Here is a 25,677-nt window from a genome sequence, read left to right on the forward strand (position 1 = left end):
ACACCGAGTGGCCCGTCCCCTGTTCGCAGGGGACGGGCCACTCGGCGTTCCGGGCGTCGTGCGAGTTCCGGACCCGGCCTCGTCGTGCGCGTGTCATTCGAGTCCGGGCGTCAGCCGTTCCGGACCTGCCTGCAACTGGTCCCGCAGCTTCTGCCGCAGTTCCAGTTCCTCGTCCGACAGCGAACCGGGCGCCACCCGGGGCGGCACCCCGCGCACCGCCTCCCCGCGGGACACGGGCGGCTCGTAGTGCGTGGGCGCGGTGCGCACGGTCAGGGCCGTGGTCCCGATGAGCGCGACCGTGAAGGCGATCGCGGCCCGGGTCCAGAACCGCGCCCGGCGTTCGCCGACCAACCGCACCGCCGGCGGCTTCGCCGACCAGAGCCGCTCGGCCGACGCCAGTTCCGCCAGCCGCCGGTGCAGCACCTGCGGGTCGGCCAGCGCGGGCAGCCGGTCGGCGACGGTTACGCGGGCGCGCAGCAGCCGGTTCGCCGCCGCCGGGGTGCTCGCCTCCGTCTCGGCAGCCGTCTCGGGCAGGCCCAGGCCCACACCGTCGTACAGCACGAGCGTGCGGCGGTGCCGCGGAGGGAGCCGCAGCAGGGTGTTCAGCAGGGTGCGGTCGCCCGGGTCGGCGGGCGGTGGCTCCGGGTGCCGGTGCCGCGGGCGGAACCGCTGCCAGGGGGAGAGGGCGTACTCGTACGCCGTCGCCCGTACCCAGCCCACCGGATCGCGGTCGCGGGCCACCTCGGGCCACTGCTCCCAGGCGGCCTGGAAAGCCCGTTCCACCGACTCGCGCGCCGCCTCGCGACGGCCGGTCAGCAGGAACGTCTGCCGTACGAGGGCGGGGGCGCTGAACTCGTACAACGCGTCGAAAGCCTGAGCGGGCGTCAGCGCGACCGGCTCGGGCTTGGGCATGACGGACTCGGACTCGGGCTTGGGCTTGGGCTCGGGCTGCGCAGCCGGTTCCGGCTCCGGTTGCGGTGTCGGCTTCGCCCGCTGTGCCGCCTCCTGTTCGGCCAGGGTCTTCAGCAGCTTCGCGTACACCTCCCGTTTCCGCCCTCGTGGAGTGGTGCGGCCGCTCTCCCACGCACGGACCGTCTGGCGGGTGACACCCACCCGTGTCGCGAGCTGATCCTGAGTCAGTGCGGTGGCCTCACGCAGGCGTCGGCGTTCCTTGGGGGGTGGGAGTGGGGTTGAAGGGCTCCGTGTCACAGGACGCCCCTTAGTACGAAAAAGTACATAAACATATATTGAGCGACACAACGGAGCTTCGCCCGTTACATCGGAAAAGCGCGTGTCGTTGGGAGCATGGCGGTCGTGATCCAGACGACCGCTCGTCCAGCCGTGTTCTCCCTGCTGCGCACCCGGTGGCGCGACCGGTCGCCCGGGCTGGCCGCCGGTCTCCTGGGCGGCGCGGTCGCGGCGGCACTGGGGCTGGCGGCGTGCGCGGCCCTCGTGGCGGTGCTGTGGATCAGTTCGCCGTACCCCGACAGCGGCCCCGGCGGTGCCCTCCACGTCGGCGCGGCGCTGTGGGTGCTGGCGCACGGGGCCGAACTGGTGCGTGCCGACACGCTCTCCGGCACCCCCGCACCCGTCGGCGTCACCCCGTTGCTGCTCCTCCTGCTGCCGGTGTGGCTGCTGCACCGGGCGGCCCGCGACGCCACGGACCCCGGGGACGGCGTGGGCGTGGCCGTGGGAGTGGGCGCGAAGGCGGGGGCCGGGGCGCGTCCGCCGGGGCGGCTGAGCATCCCGGACGCCGGGCCGCCGCCCGTCTCCGCGCGCCTCGCCTGGGCGGGGGTCGTCGTCGGCTACCTCGCCGTCGCCGCTCCCGTCGTGCTGTACGCGCAGGGCGGTGCGCTGCGGCCCTCGTGGTGGTGGGTGGCGTTGTGCATGCCGTTGGTCACCATGGGCGCCGCGGGCGCGGGCGTGTGGACCGCGTTCGGCCGGCCGGGCGGGCCGGTGGGACGGGCGCTGCGCGTGCTGCCCCGCAAGCTGCGGGAGCTGATGGTGGAACCGGACGCGCGCCTGGGCGCCGCGACGCGCGCCGCGGGCGCCGGTGCGGCGGTCCTCGTCGGGGGCGGCGCGCTGCTGCTCGCGGTGTCGCTCGTGTGGCACGGAGCAGCCGCGGGGGAGGCGTTCCCGCGGCTGACCGAGGGGTGGTCCGGGCGGTTCGCCGTGCTGCTGCTCTGTCTGACGCTGGTGCCGAACGCGGCGGTGTGGGCGGCGGTGTACGCGCTCGGTCCCGGCTTCGTGCTCGGCACCGGGCATGTCGTGGACCCCTCCGCCTCCGCTCCCGCCCCGCTGCTGCCGCCGTTCCCGCTGCTGGCGGCGGTGCCGGACGCCGGTCCGGGTACGGCGCTGCACTGGGCGGCCGCAGCGGTGCCGCTGGTGGCGGGGGTGGTGGTGGGGTGGTTCACGGCGCGGGCGGCCACGGCGGGGGCGGTCACGGCGGTCCCGGCGGCCCCCTCGGTTCCGGTGGTTTTGGTGGTCCCGGCGGGCGTGTCGGGAGCCGATCCGGACGCGGCCCCGTGCCGTGGCGGTGCCACCGAGGCCTGGTCGTGGCGGCGCACCGCTGCCGCCGCCGTCGTGGCCGCCGGGCTGTGCGCGGGCCTCGTCGCGCTGCTGGCCTCGCTCGCGGGCGGGCCGCTCGGAAGTGCCGGGCTCGCCCGGTTCGGGCCGGTGTGGTGGCAGGCCGGGGGCGCGACGCTGGCGTGGATCGGGGCGGTGGCGGTGCCGGTGGCGGTGGCGGCGCGGGCTTGGCGGTGCCGGGCGGCTGCCGGGACGGAGCCTGTGGTGGAGCGGGTGGTGGAGTCTGTGCCTGAGCCTGTAGTGGGGGATGGCCAGGCGGCCGACGGAGGGGGGCGTGGTGGGCGTCGGTGGGGGCGGGTGGCGGTGGCCGTGCCCTCCGTGGGGCGGTGGTGGAAGCGCGGGGCCGGGGCCTCGGGTGAGGTGGGGGAGGGGGAGGGGGATGAGGCGCCGTACGATCTGCTGCCGGTGGACTCCCCTGTCGAGTCGCCTCGCGGCGGGGGGTGACGGCGGGGCTCACGGGGTGCCCGTGCAGTGTTTCGCCCCGCCGCCCCTTCCCATTCCCGTCCCTGGGGGCTGCGCCCCCAGACCCCCCTTCGGCCTGGACGGCCTCGTCCTCAAACTCCCCCAGAGGGGGCACCCCCGACGGGCTGAAATGATGCCGGCCGGCGTCGAAGAAGGGCCGTCAGTCCTCCGTGCCCAGTACGCCCCGTAGCTGCTCCGGCAGGTGGGTCTCGCAGGACTGTTTCGCGGCGTTGGTCAGGGCGTCGTCGCGGCAGGTGTAGTAGTCGCTGTAGATCAGCTGGGCGCTGAAGGACGCGGCGACCAGGACGATGGCCAGGGACGACGTGACCAGGCCGCTGATCGCGGCGGTGCGCTGCGGGCGGCCGGTCTGCTCGGCGGGCGGGGCCGGGGTGTCCGGGTCGGAGGCGGCGCGGGGCTTGGCGCGCAGGGCGCTGATCCCCCAGTACAGGGCGAGGGCGCCGAGCAGCAGGGCCACGTACGGCCAGGTGAACAGGGCGAAGAAGAGGGCCCACATGCCGCTCAGCAGGGCGTAGCGGGCGCGCCGCTGGGCGGGGTCCTTCGGGTCCCAGCGCGGCGCCGGGCCGTCGCCCTGACTCTCGGGGCCGGGACCGCTGCCGGGCCGCTCGCCGAAACCGCCGGGGGACCGGCCGGGCTGCCGGTCGCTCCACCGGCCGCCCCACGGGGAACGACCGCCACCGCCCTGGGAATCGGAGGAGTCCTGGGAGTCGCCGTCGCCCGACGGGTGCCGCGGCTGCCAAGGGCTGTCCGGTGTGCCTTCCGGCGGCGGCGCGAACGGATTGTCCTTGTCGGTGGCGTCGCCGTCCCGCTCGCCGCCCTCCCTCCGGTCCGAGGGCGTGTCGGGCGGTGACGAGGGGCGCTCCCGCAGCAACACGGTGCTGCGCTCCCCTGGCTGCGCCGACTGCTGGGGGAGCGTGAGCAGTCGCAGGCTGCGGTCCGGCATCAAGTGAGCGTCTTCCCCTTGGCGACAGTGATCGAACGAACTGGGCGAACTGGGCGAACTGGTGGAACGTGCGAACTGGTCGGCACGACTGGTGAACGCGTGACGGGCAGGTCGCGTTCCCGGTCCGCCTCCACGCAGACGCTACCTTCCGGCCACGCCCCCGTCCCGAGGGGGCCGTCCGGTGTGCCGGTATCGTTGCTGACGGTCGGCCGCTTCGTAGACTTCCCCGTATCCCGGGGCACGAAGCATTCGTACGACTGTACAAACGGACGCACGTACAGAACCGGCAGCCGTGCGAGGCCGACCCGCACAGACCCGCTCCCCCGAGAAAGGCCCCCACCGTGGCCGCCAAGCCCGTGGCCCAGCGAGCCAAGCGCCTCGTCGTGCTGGTCTCCGGATCCGGCACCAACCTCCAGGCGCTGCTCGACGAGATCGCCGCCACCGGCGTCGAGGCCTACGGAGCCGAGATCGTGGCCGTCGGCGCCGACCGCGACGGCATCGAGGGACTCGCGCGCGCCGAGCGTGCCGGGCTGACGACCTTCGTACGAAAGGTCAAGGACTACGGGACCCGCGAGGAGTGGGACGCGGCGCTCGCCGAAGCCGTCGCCGCCCACGAAGCGGACCTCGTCGTCTCGGCGGGCTTCATGAAGATCGTGGGCAAGGAGTTCCTGGCCCGCTTCGGAGGGCGGTTCGTGAACACGCACCCCGCTCTCCTCCCCAGCTTCCCGGGGGCCCACGGTGTGCGCGACGCGCTCGCGTACGGCGCCAGGGTCACCGGTTGCACCGTCCACTTCGTCGACGACGGCGTCGACACCGGGCCGATCATCGCGCAGGGCGTGGTGGAGGTCCGGGACGAGGACGACGAAGGTGCTCTGCACGAGCGCATCAAGGAAGTCGAGCGAAGGCTGCTCGTCGATGTCGTGGGGCGGCTCGCCCGCAACGGCTATCGCATTGAGGGACGAAAGGTAGTTATCCAGTGACCGCCACCGCCACCGCCGAGAGCAACAAGCGGGCCATCCGTCGCGCGCTCGTCAGCGTCTACGACAAGACCGGGCTCGAGGACCTCGCCCGCGGGCTGCACGAGGCGGGCGTCGAACTCGTCTCCACCGGGTCGACCGCCGGCCGTATCTCCGCCGCCGGCGTCCCCGTCACCAAGGTCGAGGAGCTGACCGGCTTCCCCGAGTGCCTGGACGGCCGCGTCAAGACGCTGCACCCCAAGGTGCACGCCGGCATCCTCGCCGACCTGCGTCTGGAGACGCACCGGCAGCAGCTCGACGAACTGGGCGTGGCGCCGTTCGACCTGGTCGTGGTCAACCTCTACCCCTTCCGCGAGACCGTCGCCTCGGGCGCCACCCCCGACGAGTGCGTCGAGCAGATCGACATCGGCGGCCCCTCGATGGTGCGCGCCGCCGCCAAGAACCACCCCTCCGTCGCCGTGGTCACCAGCCCGGCCCGGTACGGCGACGTGCTCTCCGCGGTCAAGGACGGCGGCTTCGACCTGGCCGCCCGCAAGCGGCTGGCCGCCGAGGCCTTCCGGCACACCGCCGAGTACGACATCGCCGTCTCCTCCTGGTTCGCCTCGTCCTACGCGCCCGCCGACGACTCGCAGTTCCCGGAGTTCCTCGCCACCAGCCTGGAGCGCGCGCACACCCTGCGCTACGGCGAGAACCCGCACCAGCCCGCCGCCCTCTACACCGCGGGCACCGGTGGCCTGGCCGAGGCGGAGCAGCTGCACGGCAAGGAGATGTCGTACAACAACTACACGGACACGGACGCCGCCCGCCGTGCCGCGTACGACCACGACGCGCCCTGCGTCGCGATCATCAAGCACGCCAACCCGTGCGGCATCGCGGTCGGCGCGGACGTCGCCGAGGCGCACCGCAAGGCGCACGCCTGCGACCCGCTGTCCGCGTACGGCGGCGTGATCGCGGTCAACCGCCCGGTCAGCAAGGAGATGGCCGAGCAGGTCGCCGAGATCTTCACCGAGGTCATCGTCGCGCCCGGCTACGAGGACGGCGCGCTCGAGGCGCTCACCAAGAAGAAGAACATCCGCGTCCTGCGCTGCCCCGACGGCCCCTCGCACCCCGTCGAGGTCAAGCCCATCGACGGCGGCGCCCTCCTCCAGGTCACCGACCGCCTCCAGGCCGACGGCGACGACCCCGCCACCTGGACGCCCGCCACCGGCGAGCCCCTCTCCGAGGCCGAGCTCGCCGAGCTGGCCTTCGCCTGGAAGGCGTGCCGGGCCGTCAAGTCCAACGCGATCCTCCTCGCCAAGGACGGCGCCTCCGTCGGCGTCGGCATGGGCCAGGTCAACCGGGTCGACTCCGCGAAGCTGGCGGTGGAGCGGGCCGGCACCGAGCGCGCGCAGGGGGCGTACGCCGCCTCCGACGCCTTCTTCCCCTTCCCGGACGGTCTTGAGATCCTCACCGCGGCCGGCGTGAAGGCCGTGGTCCAGCCCGGCGGTTCGGTCCGCGACGAACTGGTCGTCGAGGCCGCGAAGAAGGCCGGCGTGACCATGTACTTCACGGGGACGCGGCACTTCTTCCACTGAGCCGTACGACGAAGTGGCCCGCCGGCGCTGCCCGGCGGGCCACTTCGTCCCGGTCTCGGTGTCTCAATCCCCGTCGTCGGCGTCCGGTCCTCGGACGTCCGCCGACGGGTCAGCTCAGGAACCGGTCGCAGTCCGAGGCCCGCGTCCACCGGTGGGAACGGGCGGCATCCAGCGGAGTGCCGTCGGGGAACGCCGATTCCCTGAGGTCGGGCACGTAGGCCTCCGCACGCGTCAGGCACACGTGGGCGCCGGTGTAACCAATTCCCCGGTAGAGCCTGACGGCCAGTCCGGAGGTGCCCTTGTGGAGCAGGGACCCCGCCTCGCCCACCTCTACGCCCCGGACGGAACCGGAGGCGTCACCCCAGTCCGGGTCGTTGGCCGAGGTCCGGCCGAGGAGGCCGCCGCAGTCGGTGCCGGAGTAGATGTGAAGGTAGCCCGGGGAAGCGTTGCGCCAGGCCGTCTCACACGACGTGGCAGCCTGGGCGCCGGTCGCCGGGACGACGGCTCCGAGCGCCGCGAGGGCGCACGTTGCGAACGCGGCGGGAATCCTGCGCATGGTCGCTCCTTGTCTCGTGCCGGTGACCGCCGGGTCAGGAGTCCAGGAACCTGTCGCACTTGTCCTCCGGCACCCACCGGTGCGAGCTGATGCCGTTGTTCACGAGGTACTTCTTGCCACTGGTGAACGAGTCCCCGACCAGGTCGGACATGTAGTACTCGGACTTCTTGATGCAGGTGTGGCCGCCGCTCCAGTCCTGCCCCGTGCCGTTGAAGACCTGGACGGCCAGGCCCGAGGTGCCCTTGTGCAGGATGGACGACGCCCTGTTGGTGTCACTGCCCTGGAAGGGCCCGCTGCTGTTGCCGTAGTCCGAGTCCCAGCTGTCGGTGCTGCCGATGTTGCCGATGCAGTTCTGGCCGTCGTACGCGTAGAAGTAGCCGGAACGCGCGTTGTTCCACGCCTTGTCGCACGTCGTGGCGGCCTGGGCGCCGGTCGCCGGGACGATCACTCCGAGGCCCGCGAGGCCGAGGGTCGCGGTCGCGGCGAGGATCTTGCGCATGATGCATCACTCCTTGTGACTGGGTGCTGTGTGGATGCCCCGCGGCCGAGTGCCGCGGAAGACCGGATCGCCCGGTGCCGGGCGTGAGATGACGGATCAGGCCGTTGAGCCGGTGATCTCCTCGGCTCGGGCGAGGGCGGTGAGACCCATGCGCTCGTAGGCGGCGACGTCCTCGCCGTAGCGCTTGAGTTCCTTCGCCCGGTACTCGTTCTCGAGCTCGTGTGCCGTGTCGGCCAGGCTCGTCCCGACGGCGCAGGTGGCTTCGGCCACCGCCAGGTCGACCTCGGTCGCGTACGCCTCCTCAGGGCTCAGCCCCTGGGTGAGGTCCGGCAGCCCGGCACGGATCTTCTGCGGGTTCGCGTAGGAGTGGCCCGCCTCGCGCATGCACGCCGCCCACTCCCTGAGGGCGCTCGTGAAACGCTCGTCCTTGAGCAGGGCCGGCACGTACAGGGAAGACAGGCCCGTGGCCGTCTTCTCCGCCCGGAACCAGGTCTCGAAGTCGCCGTAGAGCTGCTCCTTGGCATCGACCTGACAGCTGTCGGCGGGAGTCTGGACGGTGCCGCCCCCGGGCAGTTCGGCCGTCAGCATGCCGCTCGACGGTCCGCCTTCGAGAGTCTTGCTGTAGCGGACGCGTTCCGCTTGCGGGAGTGCGTTGGCGTACGCGTTGTTGGGGTCGTCGCGCTGGGTGTCCTGGAGTCTCTCCTGGAGCCGGCTGCCGTAGCCGTGCCGCTTCGCCCAGTTTGGGTCGGTCAGCACATAGCCGCCGCCCTTGAGGTCGTCGACGGTCGGCAGCGGTCCCGCCCAGTACTCGAAGCCCGCCTCCTCCATGCACTCCTTGACCAGCTCCTGCTCGGCGCGCCGGACCAGGATCCGCTCGGCGTCGGACAGTTCACGGCCCTGGCCCGCGACCGGGCCCGCCGTGCCCCCGGACGGTCCGGCGGTGGCCGCGGTGCTGCACCCCGTCGCGGTGGCGCCGACGAGCAACGCCGCAGCGCACTTCATGGCGAGAGACCGCCCCATGATCACGCCCCCAGTCTGCGCTTCGCCGTCCCCCGTGGCGGCGAAGCGATGACCACACTGGCAGCGGTGGGCGAGGTGCGGTACCTGAAGAGTTTCAGGGTGTGTTTTCGGAGAGCTCGCACCACACTGTCTTCCGGCCGGCGCCCTCCACCCGTACGACGCCGTTCGGACCGGGGCCACACGGACGGGCACCGGTGTGCCCTCGCCGACGTGGACGATCACGGCGCTCAACAGCTCACTCACGCGGAGCCGCGCCTCGGGGCACGGCGCCCCACGTACTCGCGTACCGCGCGGCGGACCTCGGGGACGGCCTTCGGGAGCGCGAGCAGTTCCGGGGGTGGCGTGCCGCGCCTGGGCCCTCTTCCTCGAGTCCCTCTAGGGCTCCGCGCGCAGCGCCCGCCACGTCGCCGGCCCCACCATTCCGTCCGCGTCCAGGCCCGCGCGCTTCTGGAAGGTGACGACCGCTCCGTGGGTCATCGGGCCGAAGTCGCCGTCCACCTCGCCGACCTCCGTGATGCCGTGCAGGTGGCGGAGCAGGCACTGCAGCTCCCGGACCTGGCTTCCGCCGTCGCCCCGCTTGATGGTGAAGTCCCAGGTGCCGCTGTGGCCCGCCATGTAGCCGCGGCCGTCGGCGTTCTCGTACACCACGGGTTTCTCGCAGGTCGGCGGGGCCGCGGCCGCCGGTTCCGACTCCCACGGGGTGGCGTACACGAGGGCGGCCGCTCCCACCACGGCCGCCGCGAGCGCCGCCGACAGGGCCGGGCGCCGCCAGCGCCGGGGGCGCAGCCTTGGCAGCCGGGGTGTCCGGGAGGTGCCCGCCGCCTCCTCCACCCGGCGCAGCAACGCGGCGGTGTCGGTGGCGCGTTCCGCGTGGGTCGGGGCGAGGCAGTCGCGCAGGATGTCCCGCCAGGCGTCGGACAGGCCGGGGGACAGGCGCAGTTCCTCACGGCCGCGGGCGTAGCGCATCGCGGCGTCGGAGCGTGCCTCCGAGGAGCCGCCGGGCAGCGGGAAGGCGCCGGTGAGGACCACGTGCGCGAGGACGCCGAAGGCCCACACGTCGGCCGACGGGCGGATGCGCGTGCCCCGTTCGTCCACCTCGGGCCACAGGAGTTCGGGCGGGGTGTAGTCGGGGGTGGCGAAGCCGGGGGCGTAGGCGTGGGTGCCCTCCAGCTCCGAGGCCATGTTGAAGTCGGCGAGGCGGGCCGAACCGTCCGCCATCAGCAGCACGTTGGCCGGTTTCAGGTCGCCGTGCACCCAGCCCGCGTGGTGCAGCTGGTGCAGGCCCTCGCAGATCTGCGCCAGCAGGGCCGGCCCGGACTCCGGGGCCGGGGTCCGGGCCAGTACGGCGTCCAGGGAGCCCTCGGCCCGCTCCAGCACGAGGACGCTCGCGCCGTCCAGCTCCGGGTGGTCCGGGTCGTCGACGGTCAGCGCGTCGTACATCCGGATCAGCCGGGGCGAGCGCAGCCGCCGCAGCAACTGCACCTCGCGTTCGGCCAGGTCGCGCAGGTGGTGCAGCTGGCGCGGGGTGCGGGTGCCGGTGGGCAGGAACTTCAGCGCCGCCCGCTGCGGCAGCTCGCCCGCGTCCGAGGTGCGGCGAGGCGCGTCCGTGGACGTGCCGGAGGTGTGGCCGACCGCCTCGTAGACGGTGGCGAAGGCACCGGAGGCGACCGGGTCGCGCACCTCCCACGGCCCGATCCGGTAGCCCTTGGGCACCGGGACCGCGTACGGCCGCCCGGTCACCGCTTCGCCCCGCTCGGGACCGGCGCGAGCACCACGAGGTCGTCCTCGCGCACCAGGTCGAAGCGGAGGGCGAGGGAGGCCAGGGACTCCTTCTTGCCGTGCGTGCGCCGGCCCGGCTCGGCCGTCTCCGGGCCGGGTCTCAGCCGCAGTTTGACGGCGAGGTAGTCGATGTTCCAGTAGACGGCGGAGCGGCTGACCTTGGGCCAGCTGGGCCGCAGCCGCTCCACGATCTCCTCGACCGCGGGCAGCGGCGCCCGGGGTTCACCGCGCAGGCGCCGCTCGCACAGCGCGGCCAGGACCGCGAAGTACCGTTTGGTGCGGTCCAGGGCGAACGCCGGGACGGTGCCGGCCCCCTCGAGACCCCGGCGCTCGACGCTGCGGAAGGCGTGCCGCGGGGCCCACACGTCGAAGCTGAGCAGGTCACCCGCCGCGGGCAGGGTCACGCGCGACAGCTCGAACGGCACCGGCGCGTCCACCCGGCCCGGCGCGACCTTGATGTGCTCTCCGGCGCCCTCCGGGTTCTCCACCACGTAGGTCTGGTCCTCGCTGAGATTGCTCAGCAGCCAGAACGTCCGGTGTGCCGCGATCTCCCCGGCGACCCGGGGCACCCCCGCGTGCGCGATGGCGAGCCCCCCGGCCTTCGATTCCGATCTGCCGAACTCGATGCGGTCGCCCGTGCCGATCCTCAGCTGTTCGGTGACGCTGCCGCACGACGGCGGCACGACGATGACGCTGTACATGGAGTCGTCCCCCTCCCCCGACCACTCGGGGTCAACTTTCCCCAGTCCAACAACGGGCAGGCTACGGGAAGCGCTTGTGCGTGGCCGAGGCATTCGGACGGCTCGGCGGGTCGCCGTCCACCTCTGAGGTCACAGGGTCACTTCCGCTCCCGCGGCGTGTACTCCTTGAGGTGGTGAGCGACGCGGTCGGCGTAGTCGTGGTACTTCGGGGGAACCCCGCCCGCGTCGTTCACCTTGCGGTACGACGTGCGGTAGGCGACGGCGACCAGCACCCGGCGGTCGCCCGGCAGGCCGGCGTCGAGGCGGGGCGTGATCCAGCACAGGTAGCGGCCCATCGCCGGGATGGACTCGGCGGGCGGGAACGGAGGCTCCGGGACGGTCTCGCCCGGTGTGCCGTCCTCGTTCATCCACCAGCGCAGCACGCTCGGGGTCCAGCGGGCGATGCCGTACTCGTCCTTGGCCGGATCGGCGAGGTCCGCGTCGAAGCCGCTCTCGACCTTCAGCATGGCCGCGATCAGGGCCGGGCTGACCTCCTCGCGGTCGCAGTCGTGCGCCGTCTCCACGATGAGCAGCCGGTAGGCGGGCGGCACGTCCCGGTCGGTGCGCAGTTCGGCCGCGCCGTAGGAGGCGGCGGAGACGCTCGCGCCGCCGCCGCGGTGCGGGCCCGCGGCGGGTGCGTGACCGTCGCCGCCCCGGGTGGCGACGCCGTACGCGAGCCCGGCGAGGGCGACGAGCCCCGCGGCCGAGGCGGCGAGGACCGCGCGCCGGGGGCGTGCGCGGGGCCGGAGCGAGAACCTCGCCAGGCCGCTCGCGCCGCCCGCCACGCCCGTCACCCGCCGCAGCAGGGCGTCGGTGCCGATGCGCCCGGCGTGCGTACGGGTCAGACACGCCCGCACGATCTCCCGCCACGCCGACGGCAGTTCGGGCGACAGGCGCAGCTCGTGGGTGCCGTGCGCGTAGGCGACCGCGGCGTCGCGGCGGGCCGTCGGGGTGCCGCCGGGCAGCGGGAAGGACCCCGTCAGCACCAGGTGGGCCAGGACGCCGAAGGCCCACACGTCGGCGGACGGGCGGATCCGGCGGCCCCGTTCGCCGATCTCGGACCACAGCAGCTCGGGCGGTGTGTAGTCCGGGGTGGAGAAGGCGGGCGTGTAGGCGTGCGTGCCCTCCAGCTCGGCGGCCATGTTGAAGTCGGCGAGCCGCACCGAACCGTCCGCCATCAGCAGCACGTTGGCCGGTTTCAGGTCCCCGTGCACCCAGCCCGCCCGGTGCAGCTGGGCCAGCCCGGCGCAGACCTGCGCGAGCAGCGCGGGCCCGGCCCGCGGGCGGGGCGTGGCGCCGAGCAGCGCGGACAGGGAGCCCTCGGCCCGCTCCAGGACCAGGACGGTGGCGCCGTCGAGCCCGCTGTCGGCGGGGTCGTCGACGGTGAGGGTCTCGTACATCCGGATCAGCCGGGGCTGCCGCAGCCGGCGCAGCAGCTCCACCTCGCGCCCGACCAGGTCCCGCAGGTGGGCCAGTTGACGCGGGGTGCCGGTGCCGGTGGGCAGGAACTTCAGCGCGGCCGTGTCCGGCAGGTCGCCTCCCGCGTCGCGGGCGCCGTCCGTGCGGCGGGCGGCGTACACGCTGCCGAAGGCGCCGGTCGCGATGGGCTCGCGCACCTCCCAGACACCGACCCGGTACCCCTTGGGCACCGGGACGGCGTACGGCTCCGTCATCGCAGTGCCTGTCCGGACGGCTCCGTGAGGACCACCAGGTCGTCCTCGCGGACCAGGTCGAAGCGGAGCGCCAGCGAGACCAGCGACTCCTTCTTGCCGTTCAGCCGCGGACCCGGCTCGGCGGTCTCCGGGCCCGGCTTCAGCCGCAGCTTCACGGCGAGATAGTCGATGTTCCACTGCACCGACGTACGGGACGCGGCCGGCCAGGTCGGGCGGAGCCGCTCGACGACCTGGTCCATGGTGGGCAGCGGCGCGTGCGGCACCCCGCGCAGCCGCGGCTCGCACAGCGCGGCCAGCACCGCGAAGTACCGCTTGGTGCGGTCGACGGAGAAGGCCGGGGCGGTCGGCTCCCCGTCGGTGCCGTCCTCCGCGCGCAGGTAGTCGTGGCGCGGCGCCCACACCTCGACCGGCAGCAGGTCGCCGGCCGCGGGCAGCACGATCCGCGAGAACTCGAAGGGCACCGGGGCGTCCAGCCGGCCCGGCGCGACCTTGATGTGCTCTCCGGCGCCCTCCGGGTTCTCCACCACGTAGGTCTGGTGGGCGGAGAGGTTGCTCACGGTCCAGAAGGTGCCGTGCGCGGTGATCTCACCCGCTCTGCGGGACACTCCGTCGTGCCCGATCAGCAGCCCGCCCTCGGGCACGGACCGCCCGAAGACGAGCCGTTCGCCGGGTGCGAGCCGGAACTGGGTGGTGGTGTCCTGGTCCTCCGGGGTCGGCGGAGGTACCACGATGATGCTGTACAAGGTGCGTCTCCCCGTGCCTGACGGCTGCCCTCGCCAGAGTAGGGCGACGCACCAGGGCCGTGCCCCCCTCGTACGGGTGAGACACGGCCCTGTGACGTGATTGGCGAGAAGTACGCCGTGGCGGACGCCGGTTCAGTACCGCGGGCGGGTGAACCAGGCGCTGCCGTTCCTGTTGGCGCAGAACACGATGATCAGGATGCCGAGGATCAGACTGATCAGGGCGAAGACGTTCGCGGCGAACAGGCTGATGACGCTGAACAGGAGGACCACCGAGGCGTACACGATGGCGGACACGCGCGCGCCGCCCCGTCCCGAGGCGAACTTGACGGCCGTGAATATCGCCCAGAACGCAAACGCCAGCACGATGACACCCAGGACGATCATGACGCCGGCGCCGATGTCGGCGATGGTGTCCGCGTCGTCCGAGGAGATGCTCGCGTCGGAGGACGCGGCGTCCTCGAACTGGTCCGCGAACCAGGCGCTGGCGATCATCATCATCAGGCCGCCGATGACCTGGAAGCCGCCCAGCACGAACAGCATCACGCGCGCGGCCTTCACCGAGCCGGGCATCACCGCCGGGCCCGGCGCGTAGCCGCCGCCGTAGGGCTGCTGCACCGGAGGGGCGGCGGGGTAGCCGTAGCCGGGCTGGCCCTGGGGCTGCTGCTGGGGGTAGCCGTAGTTCGGCTGCTGGCCGCCCTGGGGCGGGCCGTAGGGGTTGTTCGGATCGCCGAAACTCATGGCGGGTCTTCCTCCGTCGCTGTCAAGTGCGGGGACGACGCGTGGCTCGACTCGGAGGAGATTCTTCGTAGCGGTTCGTCCCCCCGGTACGGCCCCGCGGCACTGTGCTGCCCAATCGTTCTTGACCGAACTCTTACTTGTCCACCCCGCCCGCAAGGTGTTGTGCAAGTGCAACAACGTCGATCATGAACGGATACGGCGGGAAGCGTCCCGCGGCGCCCGGAAGGTTCCCGCGCGGTGACCGCATGCCGGCCGGATTGGAACCGGGGGTCGGTCATCCGCGAAGATGGGGGGCATGACCGCCCAGATTCTCGATGGCAAGGCCACCGCAGCCGCGATCAAGTCCGAACTGGCCGCCCGCGTGGCGGCGCTGAAGGAGAGGGGTGTCACACCCGGCCTCGGCACCGTCCTGGTGGGCGACGATCCCGGCAGCCAGAAGTACGTCGCCGGCAAGCACCGCGACTGCGCCCAGGTCGGCATCGCCTCCATCCAGCGCGAGCTGCCGGCCACGGCCACGCAGGAGGAGATCGAGGCGGTCGTCCGCGAGCTGAACGAGGACCCGGCCTGCACCGGGTACATCGTCCAGCTGCCGCTGCCCAGGGGCATCGACGAGAACCGCATCCTGGAACTGATGGACCCGGACAAGGACGCGGACGGCCTGCACCCGATGAACCTCGGCCGCCTCGTGCTGAACGAGCCGGCGCCGCTGCCCTGCACCCCCAACGGCATCCTCACCCTCCTGCGCCGCTTCGGCGTGGAGATCAAGGGCGCCGAGGTCGTGGTCGTCGGCCGCGGTGTCACCATCGGCCGTCCGATGCCGCTGCTGCTCACCCGGCGCAGCGAGAACGCCACCGTGACCCAGTGCCACACCGGCACCCGGGACCTGGCCGCCCACCTCAAGCGCGCGGACATCGTCATCGCCGCGGCCGGCTCCCCGCACCTGGTCCGTCCCGAGGACGTCAAGCCGGGCGCCGCCGTCCTCGACGTCGGCGTCTCCCGCAACGCCGAGGGCAAGATCATGGGCGACGTGCACCCCGGCGTCGCCGAGGTGGCCGCCTGGATCTCCCCGAACCCCGGCGGTGTCGGCCCCATGACCCGGGCCCAGCTGCTGGTCAACGTGGTGGAGGCGGCGGAGCGCAGTGCCGCCTGAGGACACCGACGCAGAGCGCCCCGTGGACCCGGGGAAGACCGACGCCGAGCGCCCCGTGGCCCCGGGGAAGACCGACGCCGAGCGCCCCGTGGACCCGGGGGAGCAGGAGGACCTCACCGTCCGCGACCCCGTCAGCGCGCCCGACGCCAAGGGGCGGCCGCGACGCGTCACGCGCCGGTTCCCGCTCTTCACCCGCGACACCGCGCGCCCCGAGGGCGGCGGCCGGGCCGCGGCCGGGGACGCCCCGGCGCCCGCCCGGCAGTGGCCGGTGCTCACCGTGGTCGGCCTGGTCGGAGTCGGCCTGCTGATCACCGGGCTCGACGTGTTCCGGTGGGGCCTGGTGATCATCGGCGCCGCGCTGCTGATCGGCGCCGCGCTGCGCTGGTTCGTGCTGGACGTCGGCATGCTCGCCGTGCGGTCGCGGTTCACGGACATCGTCACCTACGGCGTGCTGGGCACCGCGATCGTCGTGCTGGCGCTGATGGCGCAGCCGGATTCGCGACTCCAGCTCCCGTTCCTCAAGGACCTGCTGCACTTCACCGTGAGCGGTTAGAGCCGACGGCGGCCCGTCCTCACCCCCGTGGAAGGACGGGCCGCCGCCGGGACCCACACTCCTGTACGTCGAACGCACTGTTCAACGCCTGGCAGGGCGCTGTGGCACGGAAGTGACCGTTCCGCTACGCGTTCAGGGGTTCCGTCACGAGCACGGGAACGCCGGTGGGACACTGGACCACGGGTCGGTGGGCGTGCGCCGGTGCGTGCTCGCGGCCTCGGTGCTCCTGTGCGCCCCCACCCCGGGAACTGAGATCCTGATCGGGCGCATCCCTGTGGGTAGCCAGAACGGGTACTGCGCGCGGGACGCCGCGCACGGTGCCGAGCGGGGGAACGACCAGCACGTCACCGGGGGGAAGAGGGGGAAGCAGTGCCTCGTTGGAAGGCCTTGCCGGATGAACTCGATCCGCAGATCAGAGAGTTCACCAGTCAGCTGCGCCGACTCGTGGACCGCAGCGAGCTGAGCGTCGCGTCGGTGGCCGACGCCACGGGCTACAGCAAGACGTCCTGGGAGCGCTATCTGAACGGCCGGCTGCTCGCGCCCAAGGGCGCCATCGTGGCCCTGGCCGAGGTGACGGGGACCAACCCCCTCCACCTGACCACCATGTGGGAGCTGGCCGAGCGCGCCTGGAGCCGCTCGGAGATGCGCCACGACATGACCATGGAGGCCATCCGGATCTCCCAGGCGCGCGCCGCGCTCGGCGAACTGGGCACACCGGCCGCCAAGTCGGGCAAACCCGCGGCGAAGTCGGGCAACGGCGACAGGAACGGCAAGGGGAGCCGGACCGGTCGCCACGGCGGCGGCGCCCCGGCGGCGACCGGGATCGCCGGGCCGGCCGGTGTGGCGCCCACGCTGCCGCCGACGGTCCCGGCGCAGCCGACGGCCGCCGACAGCCCCGACTCGGCCCTCGGCGCCGTCCGCGGCGGCACCGGGCCCGGCGGCGCTGGGCGCGGCGGTCCCTCGGACCCGTCCGCCGGCGGAGCGACCGACGGCAACTCGTGGGGCCTCGCCGGCTACCGGGGGCCCGCGCCGACCGGTGACCGCGCGGTGCGCCCCGGGACCCGGACCGGCCCCGGCGAGGCGCCGGGACCGAGCGGACCCGCAGTGACGCCCGGCCCCGCCGCGCCGAACGGCCTCGGCCCCGGTGCCGGCCCCGCGGGCGCCTACGGCGAGCCCCCGCACGGCGGCCACCGTGCGCACAACCGGTCCTCCGGGGGCGGCAACAAGCGGATGACGACGTTCGTCGCGGGCGTCGTCGGCGTGCTCGTCGTGATCGCGGGCGCCTTCTTCCTCCTGAACGACGGGGGCGAAAAGAAGAACGAGGGCGCCAAACCCTCCCCGTCACCCACCGTGAGCAGCGACCCTCAGCTGCCGCCCGGCGTGAAGTGCAGCGGCGACGCCTGCACCGGCAAGGACCCCGAGGTCATGGGCTGCGGCGGCGACCTGGTGACCACCGCCGCGACCGCCACCGTCGGCACGGCCGCCGTCGAGGTCCGGTACAGCAAGACCTGCGGCGCGGCGTGGGCCCGGGTCACGCAGGCGGCCCAGGGCGACGAGGTCCAGGTGACCGCCGGCGGCAAGAACCAGCAGACGGGCACGGTCGCCGGGGCCGGTGACACCGTCGCGTACACCCCGATGGTGGCGGTGAAGTCCGCGGCCGACGCCAAGGCGTGCGTGACGGCGGCGGCGGGCCCGCAGGGCTGCACAAAGTAGGAGTAACGGAGCAGGGGCGCGGGGACGCGACGGGGAGCCCGGGGACGCGGCGGGGAATGGGCCGCGGCGGGGGAACCGAGAAAAGTTCGCCCGCGGCAGGCATGTCCCGCCGCGTCACGGGCACGCGAGGAGTACCCCCACGGGAGTCCGGCAACGGTCCCCGAACGGCGGTCGCCTTCGTCCACCCTCTCCCGGACAGGCGGCCGCCTCTTTTTCACGTTTCTTATGCCCGGTCCGAGCGCGCGGGCGACCCGGTGGGGGCCTTGTGGGCCGGGCCACACCGACCCGGACGTGCCGGACACCACGGGCGCGATAGCCTGACCGCTGGATGGATCTCTTGACGCCAAGAGATCGATCAAACGCCCGGGGCAGGGACGCCCCACCGCCAGCTGTCATACGGAGAACGCCATGACCCGCACTCCCGTGAACGTCACCGTCACCGGCGCGGCCGGCCAGATCGGTTACGCCCTGCTCTTCCGCATCGCCTCCGGCCAGCTGCTCGGCGCGGACGTGCCGGTCAAGCTCCGCCTCCTGGAGATCACCCCGGCGCTCAAGGCCGCCGCGGGCACCGCGATGGAGCTGGACGACTGCGCGTTCCCGCTCCTCCAGGGCATCGAGATCACCGACGACCCGAACGTCGCCTTCGACGGCGCCAACGTCGGCCTTCTCGTCGGCGCCCGCCCCCGCACCAAGGGCATGGAGCGCGGTGACCTCCTCGAGGCCAACGGCGGCATCTTCAAGCCGCAGGGCAAGGCCATCAACGACCACGCCGCGGACGACATCAAGGTCCTCGTCGTCGGCAACCCGGCCAACACCAACGCCCTGATCGCCCAGGCCGCCGCCCCGGACGTACCGGCCGAGCGCTTCACCGCGATGACCCGCCTGGACCACAACCGCGCGCTGACCCAGCTGGCGAAGAAGACGGGCTCGACGGTCGCCGACATCAAGCGCCTGACCATCTGGGGCAACCACTCCGCCACCCAGTACCCGGACATCTTCCACGCCACGGTCGCCGGCAAGAACGCCGCCGAGACCGTGAACGACGAGAAGTGGCTGGCCGACGAGTTCATCCCGACCGTCGCCAAGCGCGGTGCCGCCATCATCGAGGCCCGCGGCGCCTCGTCGGCCGCCTCCGCCGCCAACGCCGCCATCGACCACGTGTACACCTGGGTCAACGGCACCGCCGAGGGCGACTGGACCTCCATGGGCATCCCGTCGGACGGCTCCTACGGCGTCCCGGAGGGCATCATCTCCTCCTTCCCGGTCACCACCAAGGACGGGACGTACGAGATCGTCCAGGGCCTGGACATCAACGAGTTCTCCCGCGCCCGCATCGACGCCTCCGTCAAGGAGCTGTCGGAGGAGCGCGAGGCGGTCCGCGGTCTCGGCCTCATCTGAGCCCACCCGGGCGCCCACCCAGGCGCCCGCACGGGCCCCGTTCCGGTTCACGCCGGGCCGGGGCCCGTTCCCGTTGCCGGACATTGCCGGACACCCATACGCCCCGTTCCTCCCTTTCCTCCGTGATCCGCCCCACTTCCAGCCACCGATTCGGCATGCAAACGGGGCCGCGGGGCAGGGGCTCACGGTCCCCGAGAGTGACACGCAGGTGACAACAGGGGGGTCGATCAGGAACGGAAGGCAACAGGGAACATGGCGAACAGCACGGAAACTCCGGCGGAGCGCGCGCACCGGACCATTCACGCGGGAGGTGAGTGGCTCGCGGCGTCCTCCGGCGCCACGCGCGAGATCCTCGACCCCGCGGACGCCCTGCCGTTCGCCGTGGTCGCGGAGGGCGACGAGAAGGACGTCGACCTCGCCGTCGCCGCCGCCCGCCGCGCCTTCGACGCGGGCGACTGGCCGCACACCCCGGTCACCGAGCGCGCCGCCCTGCTGCGCCGCGTCGCCGACCTCCTCGTACGCGACCGCGAGCCGCTCGGGCTGCTGGAGAGCCGCGACGCGGGCAAGACCGTCGAGGAGGGGCGCGTCGACATCGACTGCGTCGCCGACGCCTTCCGCTACTTCGCCGACCTGGTCGCCGGTGAGGCGCCCGGCCGGGTCGTCGACGCGGGCTCGCCCGACATCCACAGCGTCGTCGTGCACGAGCCGGTCGGCGTCTGCGCGATGATCACGCCCTGGAACTACCCCCTCCTCCAGGCCAGCTGGAAGATCGCCCCGGCGCTCGCCGCCGGCAACACCTTCGTGATCAAGCCCAGCGAGATCACCCCCCTCACCACCGTCGCCCTGATCGACCTGCTGACCGAGGCCGGCCTCCCCACCGGCGTCGCGAACATCGTCACCGGCCCCGGCCACACCGTCGGCGCCCGGCTCGCCGAGCACCCCGGCGTCGACCTGGTCTCCTTCACCGGCGGCCTGATCAGCGGCACCAAGGTGGCCCAGGCCGCCGCCGTCACCGTCAAGAAGGTCGCCCTCGAACTCGGCGGCAAGAACCCCAACGTCGTCTTCGCCGACGCCTGCGACACCGAGGAGGGCTTCGACACCGCCGTCGACCAGGCCCTGAACGCCGCCTTCATCCACAGCGGGCAGGTCTGCTCCGCCGGCGGCCGCCTCATCGTCGAGGAGTCGGTCCGCGAACGCTTCGTCGCCGAACTCGCCCGCCGCGCCGGCCGGATCCGCCTCGGCCGCGGCACCGAGGAGGGCGTCGAGTGCGGCCCGCTCGTCTCCGAGCAGCAGCGCGCCAAGACCGAGGACTTCGTCGCCTCCGCGCTGGCCGAGGGCGCCGAGCTGCGCTGCGGCGGCAAGCGCCCCGAGCCGTCGCCCCAGCGGCCCGAGGGCGGCTACTTCTACGAGCCGACCGTCCTCGACCACTGCCACCGCGAGATGAAGGTGGTGCGGGAGGAGGTCTTCGGGCCGGTGCTCACCGTCGAGACCTTCCGCACCGAGGACGAAGCCGTAGCCCTCGCCAACGACACCGAGTACGGTCTGGCCGGTGCCGTATGGACCGCCGACGCGGGACGGGCCCGCCGGGTCGCGGGCCGGCTGCGGCACGGCACCGTGTGGATCAACGACTTCCACCCCTACCTGCCGCAGGCGGAGTGGGGCGGCTTCGGCAAGAGCGGCGTCGGCCGCGAACTCGGCCCCGCGGGCCTGGCCGAGTACCGCGAGAGCAAGCACGTCTACCAGAACCTCGCGCCGAAGCCCGTGCGCCGGTTCACCGGCTGACCCCGGCCGCCCGACCGCCCAAGCCCCCGCACCCGCTCCCGCCCCCGCGCACATCCCCGCACCATCCGCTCGCCCCCCCTGGAGTACCTCCATGCCAGAGACCACCCACGTCTACGACTACGTCGTCATCGGCGGCGGCACCGCGGGATCGGTGATCGCCTCCCGCCTCACCGAGAACCCCGACGTCACGGTCGCCGTCATCGAGGGCGGCCCCAGCGACGTCGGCCGCGACGACGTGCTGACCCTGCGCCGCTGGATGGGCCTGCTCGGCGGCGAGCTGGACTACGACTACCCCACCACCGAGCAGCCACGCGGCAATTCGCACATCCGGCACAGCCGCGCCCGCGTCCTCGGCGGCTGCTCCTCGCACAACACCCTCATCGCCTTCAAGCCGCTGCCCTCCGACTGGGACGAGTGGGAGGCTGCCGGTGCCAAGGGCTGGGGCGCGGTGCAGATGGAGGCGTACTTCGCCCGGCTGAAGAACAACATCGTCCCGGTCGACGAGAAGGACCGGAACGCCATCGCCCGCGACTTCGTGGACTCGGCCCACAAGGCCCTGGACGTCCCCCGGATCGAGGGCTTCAACCAGAAGCCGTTCACCGAGGGCGTCGGATTCTTCGACCTCGCCTACCACCCCGAGAGCAACAAGCGGTCCTCGGCGTCGGTGGCGTACCTGCACCCCGTGATGGACGACCGCCCGAACCTCACGCTGATGCTGGAGACCTGGGCGTACAAGCTCCAGCTGGACGGCACCCGCGTCGAGGGCGTCCACGTCCGCACCAAGGACGGCGAGGAGATCCTGGTCAAGGCCCGGGGCGAGGTCGCCCTGTGCGCCGGCGCCGTCGACTCGCCGCGGCTGCTGCTGCACTCGGGCATCGGCCCGAAGGACCAGCTGGAGGCCCTCGGCATACCCGTGGCGCTCGACCTGCCCGGCGTCGGCGAGAACCTGCTCGACCACCCCGAGTCGGTCATCGTGTGGGAGACCGAGGGACCCATTCCGGACAACTCCGCGATGGACTCCGACGCAGGCCTGTTCGTGCGCCGCGACCCCGAACACGCGGGCCCCGACCTGATGTTCCACTTCTACCAGATCCCGTTCACGGACAATCCGGAACGACTGGGCTACGAGCGCCCGGAGTTCGGTGTCTCCATGACCCCGAACATCCCCAAGCCGAAGTCCCGCGGCCGTCTCTACCTCACCAGCGCCGACCCGTCCGTGAAGCCCGCCCTGGACTTCCGCTACTTCACCGACGAGGACGACCACGACGGCCGCACCCTCGTCGACGGCATCAAGATCGCCCGCGAGATCGCCGGGTCCCAGCCGCTGGCCGGCTGGCTCAAGCGCGAGGTGTGCCCCGGCCCGGACGTCACCGGCGACGAGGAGCTGAGCGAGTACGCCCGCAAGGTCGCCCACACCGTCTACCACCCGGCGGGCACCTGCCGCATGGGCGCCGCCACCGACGAGCAGGCCGTCGTCGACCCCGAGCTGCGTGTCCGCGGCCTGGCGGGCATCCGCGTCGCCGACGCCTCGGTCTTCCCGACCATGCCCGCCGTGAACCCCATGATCGGCGTCCTCATGGTCGGCGAGCGCGCCGTCGAGCTGATCGGCGGTGACGCCCGATGAGCACCACCACCAGCGCCGGTACGCCCAGTACGCCGCCGGGTACGGACGAGAGCACCACCCCCGTCTTCTCCGTGGACGGTCTGTGGAAGGTCTTCGGCCCCAAGGCCGACCGCGTCCCCGCCGACCCGGAACTCACCGCCCTGAGCCCGGCCGAGCTGCGTTCGCGCACCGGCTGCACCGCCGCCGTCGCGGACGTCTCCTTCGACGTGCACAAGGGCGAGGTCTTCGTCGTCATGGGCCTGTCCGGCTCCGGCAAGTCCACCCTCGTACGCTGCCTGACCCGCCTCATCGAGCCGACCGCCGGGTCCATCGCCATCGACGGCGAGGACGTCCGCGCGATGGACAGGTCCCGGCTGCGCGAACTGCGCCGCCACCGCGCCGCGATGGTCTTCCAGCACTTCGGCCTGCTCCCGCACCGCACGGTGCTGGACAACGTGGCCTACGGCCTGGAGGTCCAGGGCATGGGCCGCGCCGAGCGCCGCGAGCACGCCGCCGCCATCGTCGCCAAGGTCGGCCTCGATGGCCTGGAACAGCGCCGCCCCGGCCAGCTCTCCGGCGGCCAGCGCCAGCGCGTCGGCCTCGCCCGCGCCCTTGCCGTCGACCCCGAGGTCCTGCTCTTCGACGAGCCGTTCAGCGCGCTCGACCCGCTGATCCGGCGCGACATGCAGGAGGAGGTCGTCCGGCTGCACCAGGAGGAGGGCCGCACGATGGTCTTCATCACCCACGACCTCCAGGAAGCCCTGAAGCTCGGCGACCGCATCGCCCTGATGCGCGACGGACGCGTCGTGCAGCTCGGCACCCCGGAGGAGATCGTCGGCTCGCCCGCCGACGACTACGTCCGCGAGTTCGTCCGCGACGTCCCGCGCGAGCAGGTCCTCACCGTCCGTACGGCCATGCGCCCCGCGTCCTCGGCCGACGAGGCGGGCAGTGGCCCGGCGATCCGCCCCAGAGCCACGGTCTCGGAGGCCATCGAGGCGGTGGCGCGAGCGGGCTCCCCGGCCCGCGTCATGGACGAGGGCCGCTGCCTGGGCGTGGTCGACGCGACCGACCTGCTGTCGGTGGTAGCGGGCACAGCTGCGGGCAGCTCCGACCCGGCTGCGGGCAGTCGTGCCGCTGGGGCGGCTCCCGTCCCACAGAAAGCGGCAACCGGCAAGCGCCGTGAGCCGACCGACCCCGGCCCCGCCACCACCGAGGAGCCGGTCTGATGGCAACGATCACGGCCACGGCCCGAAAGCCCGCCCCGCCGGGCATCCTCACCAACAGAGCCGTCCGCAAGCTCCTGACCCTCGCGGCGCTCGCGGCCATCCTCGTCCCCCTCGCCGTCTCCCAGTGGGGCGGCACCACCTGGCCGGACGCGCTGACCGTCGACGTCTCCGAGCCGCTCGGCAAGGCCAGCGACTGGATCATCGACAACCGCGACAGCCACCCGCTGTTCCTCTACTTCTTCGGCCACGTCAGCAACGTCGTCGTCATCGCCGTACGCGTCGTCTACCTCGCCCTCCTCGCCGTCGGCTGGGCCGGGGTCACCGCGATCGGCGCCCTGGTCGCCTGGCGGGTGGCCGGCGTGAAGCTGGCGCTGGGCACCGCGGCCGCGTTCCTGGCCTGCGGCCTGCTCGGCATGTGGGTGCCGACGATGCAGACCCTCGCGCTCATGGTCGTCGCCGTCCTCGCGTCCGTCGCCGTGGGCGCCCTGCTGGGCCTGGCCGCCGGTCTCTCCGACCGGATGGACCGCGTCCTGCGCCCGGTGCTCGACACCATGCAGGTGCTGCCCGCCTTCGCCTACCTCCTCCCCGTCGTCCTGGTCTTCGGCATCGGTGTCCCCGCCGCCGTCCTGGCCACCGTCGTCTACGCCGCCCCGCCGATGGCCCGGCTCACCTCGCTGGGCCTGCGCGGCGCCGACAAGGAGGTCCTGGAGGCCGTCGAGTCCCTCGGCACCACCGCCCGCCAGCGACTGCTGACCGCCCGCATCCCGCTGGCCCGCAAGGAACTCCTCCTCGGCGTCAACCAGACGATCATGATGGCGCTGTCCATGGCCGTCATCGCCTCCGTCATCGGCGCCGGCGGCCTCGGCGACCGCGTCTACCAGGCGCTCGCCTCGGTCGACGTCGGCGCGGCCCTCGCGGCCGGCATCCCGATCGTGCTGCTCGCCGTCGTCCTGGACCGGGTGACCGGCGCGGCGGGGGAGCGGCTCGGGGAGTCCGGCAAGTCCCCGGTGACCTGGCTGTACGCCCTCGTCGTCGCCGCGGCCGTCGCGCTCGCGGGACGACTGGCGGGCTTCCTCGACTGGCCCGACGGGTGGGAGGTGAACATCGCCGAGCCCGTGAACCGGGCCGTCGACTGGATGACCGCCCACCTGTACTCCGGCGTCCCGGTCGTCGGCGGCACCGCGGACTGGGCCGCCCACTTCACCAGCTGGGTCCTCAACCCGCTGCGTGAGGGCCTCCAGTGGCTGCCCTGGTGGTCCGTACTCCTCGTCGTCGCCGCGCTGGCCTGGCTGATCGGCACCTGGCGCACCGCGCTCACCGCCGTCCTCGCGATGGCCGCGATCGGCGTGCTCGGCGTGTGGAACCCGTCCCTGGACACGCTCTCGCAGGTGCTCGCCGCCGTCGCCGTCACCCTGGTCATCGGCTTCGCGACCGGCATCGCCGCCGCCCGCAGCGACCGCTTCGAACGTGCGCTCCGGCCGGTCCTCGACGTCTTCCAGACCATGCCGCAGTTCGTGTACCTGATCCCGGTCGTCGCCCTCTTCGGCGTCGGCCGCGCGCCCGCCGCGGCAGCGGCCGTCGTCTACGCCCTCCCGGCCGTCGTCCGCATCACCACCCAGGGCCTGCGCCAGGTCGACCCGGCCGCGCTGGAGTCGGCGCGCTCGCTCGGCGCGAGCACCGGGCAGCAACTGCGGCAGGTCCAGCTTCCGCTGGCCCGCCGGTCCCTGCTGCTCGCCGTCAACCAGGGCGTCGTCCTCGTCCTCGCCGTCGTCATCATCGGCGGCCTGGTCGGCGGTGGCGCGCTCGGCTACCAGGTCGTCTTCGGCCTGGCCCAGGGCGACCTGGCGACCGGCCTGGTGGCGGGCGCCGCGATCGTCTGCCTCGGCCTGATGCTCGACCGGGTCACCCAGCCGACCGAACGCCGTCCGAGGAAGGGAGCCTGAC

At 73.1% G+C, this 25,677-nt stretch carries 21 protein-coding genes; 11 read left to right on the forward strand and 10 right to left on the reverse strand.

Features of this window, described 5'->3' with window-relative positions; translation table 11 throughout:
- Positions 1-93: 93 nt before the first annotated feature.
- Positions 94-1,209 (reverse strand): helix-turn-helix domain-containing protein, encoded by a 1,116-nt coding sequence (locus ACGH7X_RS23980; protein ID WP_399887762.1) that lies wholly within the window; start codon positions 1,207-1,209, stop codon positions 94-96.
- Positions 1,210-1,305: 96 nt separating this feature from the next.
- On the opposite strand from ACGH7X_RS23980, the gene ACGH7X_RS23985 reads away from it, so the two are divergent.
- Positions 1,306-3,030, forward strand: coding sequence for a DUF6350 family protein (locus ACGH7X_RS23985; protein WP_399887764.1), 1,725 nt, complete (start codon positions 1,306-1,308; stop codon positions 3,028-3,030).
- Positions 3,031-3,208: 178 nt separating this feature from the next.
- Here ACGH7X_RS23985 and ACGH7X_RS23990 read toward each other — a convergent pair whose 3' ends face one another.
- Positions 3,209-4,009: a hypothetical protein gene (locus ACGH7X_RS23990; RefSeq protein ID WP_399887766.1), complete on the reverse strand. Its 801-nt coding sequence runs from the start codon at positions 4,007-4,009 to the stop codon at positions 3,209-3,211.
- A 341-nt stretch (positions 4,010-4,350) separates the two neighbouring features.
- Here ACGH7X_RS23990 and purN point away from each other — a divergent pair, with 341 nt between their 5' ends.
- Positions 4,351-4,989 carry a phosphoribosylglycinamide formyltransferase gene (gene purN / locus ACGH7X_RS23995; protein WP_399887768.1) on the forward strand — a complete coding sequence of 213 codons (639 nt, stop codon included), beginning with the start codon at positions 4,351-4,353 and terminating at the stop codon, positions 4,987-4,989.
- Positions 4,986-6,560 carry a bifunctional phosphoribosylaminoimidazolecarboxamide formyltransferase/IMP cyclohydrolase gene (purH, locus tag ACGH7X_RS24000; protein WP_399887770.1) on the forward strand — a complete coding sequence of 525 codons (1,575 nt, stop codon included), beginning with the start codon at positions 4,986-4,988 and terminating at the stop codon, positions 6,558-6,560. Before purN ends, purH begins: the two co-directional genes overlap by 4 nt.
- Positions 6,561-6,669: 109 nt before the next feature.
- On the opposite strand, the gene ACGH7X_RS24005 is transcribed toward purH, so the two are convergent.
- From ACGH7X_RS24005 to ACGH7X_RS24040, 8 genes are all read right to left on the reverse strand, one after another.
- A complete protein-coding gene (locus ACGH7X_RS24005) occupies positions 6,670-7,116 on the reverse strand; it encodes a hypothetical protein (RefSeq protein WP_399887772.1) in 447 nt (148 codons plus the stop codon).
- A 34-nt stretch (positions 7,117-7,150) separates the two neighbouring features.
- Positions 7,151-7,615: a hypothetical protein gene (locus ACGH7X_RS24010; protein ID WP_399887774.1), complete on the reverse strand. Its 465-nt coding sequence runs from the start codon at positions 7,613-7,615 to the stop codon at positions 7,151-7,153.
- 96 nt (positions 7,616-7,711) lie between these two features.
- Positions 7,712-8,635, reverse strand: coding sequence for a hypothetical protein (locus tag ACGH7X_RS24015; RefSeq protein WP_399897302.1), 924 nt, complete (start codon positions 8,633-8,635; stop codon positions 7,712-7,714).
- Positions 8,636-9,010: 375 nt separating this feature from the next.
- A complete protein-coding gene (locus ACGH7X_RS24020; RefSeq protein WP_399887776.1) occupies positions 9,011-10,375 on the reverse strand; it encodes a protein kinase in 1,365 nt (454 codons plus the stop codon).
- On the reverse strand, positions 10,372-11,115 hold the full coding sequence (locus ACGH7X_RS24025) for an FHA domain-containing protein (protein WP_399887778.1): 744 nt from the start codon (positions 11,113-11,115) through the stop codon (positions 10,372-10,374). Before ACGH7X_RS24025 ends, ACGH7X_RS24020 begins: the two co-directional genes overlap by 4 nt.
- 137 nt (positions 11,116-11,252) lie before the next feature.
- The gene (locus tag ACGH7X_RS24030) at positions 11,253-12,827 is read right to left on the reverse strand and encodes a protein kinase (RefSeq protein ID WP_399887780.1); all 1,575 of its coding nucleotides are present in this window, start codon (positions 12,825-12,827) and stop codon (positions 11,253-11,255) included.
- Entirely contained in the window at positions 12,824-13,570 is a 747-nt protein-coding gene (locus tag ACGH7X_RS24035) for an FHA domain-containing protein (protein ID WP_399887782.1), read from the reverse strand. Before ACGH7X_RS24035 ends, ACGH7X_RS24030 begins: the two co-directional genes overlap by 4 nt.
- 132 nt (positions 13,571-13,702) lie before the next feature.
- Positions 13,703-14,308 (reverse strand): hypothetical protein, encoded by a 606-nt coding sequence (locus ACGH7X_RS24040; RefSeq protein ID WP_399887784.1) that lies wholly within the window; start codon positions 14,306-14,308, stop codon positions 13,703-13,705.
- Positions 14,309-14,603: 295 nt separating this feature from the next.
- On the opposite strand from ACGH7X_RS24040, the gene ACGH7X_RS24045 reads away from it, so the two are divergent.
- The 8 genes from ACGH7X_RS24045 (at position 14,604) to ACGH7X_RS24080 (ending at position 25,676) form a co-directional block, all read left to right on the forward strand.
- The gene (locus ACGH7X_RS24045) at positions 14,604-15,458 is read left to right on the forward strand and encodes a bifunctional methylenetetrahydrofolate dehydrogenase/methenyltetrahydrofolate cyclohydrolase (protein ID WP_399887786.1); all 855 of its coding nucleotides are present in this window, start codon (positions 14,604-14,606) and stop codon (positions 15,456-15,458) included.
- On the forward strand, positions 15,448-16,011 hold the full coding sequence (locus ACGH7X_RS24050; protein ID WP_399887788.1) for a DUF3017 domain-containing protein: 564 nt from the start codon (positions 15,448-15,450) through the stop codon (positions 16,009-16,011). The genes ACGH7X_RS24045 and ACGH7X_RS24050 overlap by 11 nt, the downstream gene beginning before the upstream one ends.
- A 387-nt stretch (positions 16,012-16,398) precedes the next feature.
- The gene (locus ACGH7X_RS24055; RefSeq protein WP_399887790.1) at positions 16,399-17,724 is read left to right on the forward strand and encodes a DUF2690 domain-containing protein; all 1,326 of its coding nucleotides are present in this window, start codon (positions 16,399-16,401) and stop codon (positions 17,722-17,724) included.
- A 408-nt stretch (positions 17,725-18,132) separates the two neighbouring features.
- Positions 18,133-19,122, forward strand: a complete 990-nt coding sequence (locus ACGH7X_RS24060) for a malate dehydrogenase (protein WP_399887792.1) — start codon at positions 18,133-18,135, stop codon at positions 19,120-19,122.
- 252 nt (positions 19,123-19,374) lie between these two features.
- Positions 19,375-20,904, forward strand: a complete 1,530-nt coding sequence (locus tag ACGH7X_RS24065; RefSeq protein ID WP_399887794.1) for an aldehyde dehydrogenase family protein — start codon at positions 19,375-19,377, stop codon at positions 20,902-20,904.
- Positions 20,905-20,995: 91 nt separating this feature from the next.
- A complete protein-coding gene (locus ACGH7X_RS24070; RefSeq protein ID WP_399887796.1) occupies positions 20,996-22,528 on the forward strand; it encodes a GMC family oxidoreductase in 1,533 nt (510 codons plus the stop codon).
- On the forward strand, positions 22,525-23,733 hold the full coding sequence (locus tag ACGH7X_RS24075; protein WP_399887797.1) for a glycine betaine/L-proline ABC transporter ATP-binding protein: 1,209 nt from the start codon (positions 22,525-22,527) through the stop codon (positions 23,731-23,733). The genes ACGH7X_RS24070 and ACGH7X_RS24075 overlap by 4 nt, the downstream gene beginning before the upstream one ends.
- Positions 23,733-25,676 (forward strand): ABC transporter permease, encoded by a 1,944-nt coding sequence (locus tag ACGH7X_RS24080; RefSeq protein ID WP_399887799.1) that lies wholly within the window; start codon positions 23,733-23,735, stop codon positions 25,674-25,676. Before ACGH7X_RS24075 ends, ACGH7X_RS24080 begins: the two co-directional genes overlap by 1 nt.
- The last annotated feature ends 1 nt before the right edge of the window (position 25,677 follow it).

Source organism: Streptomyces sp. BBFR51 (genome assembly GCF_044591655.1).
In the GTDB taxonomy this organism is placed as follows: domain Bacteria; phylum Actinomycetota; class Actinomycetes; order Streptomycetales; family Streptomycetaceae; genus Streptomyces.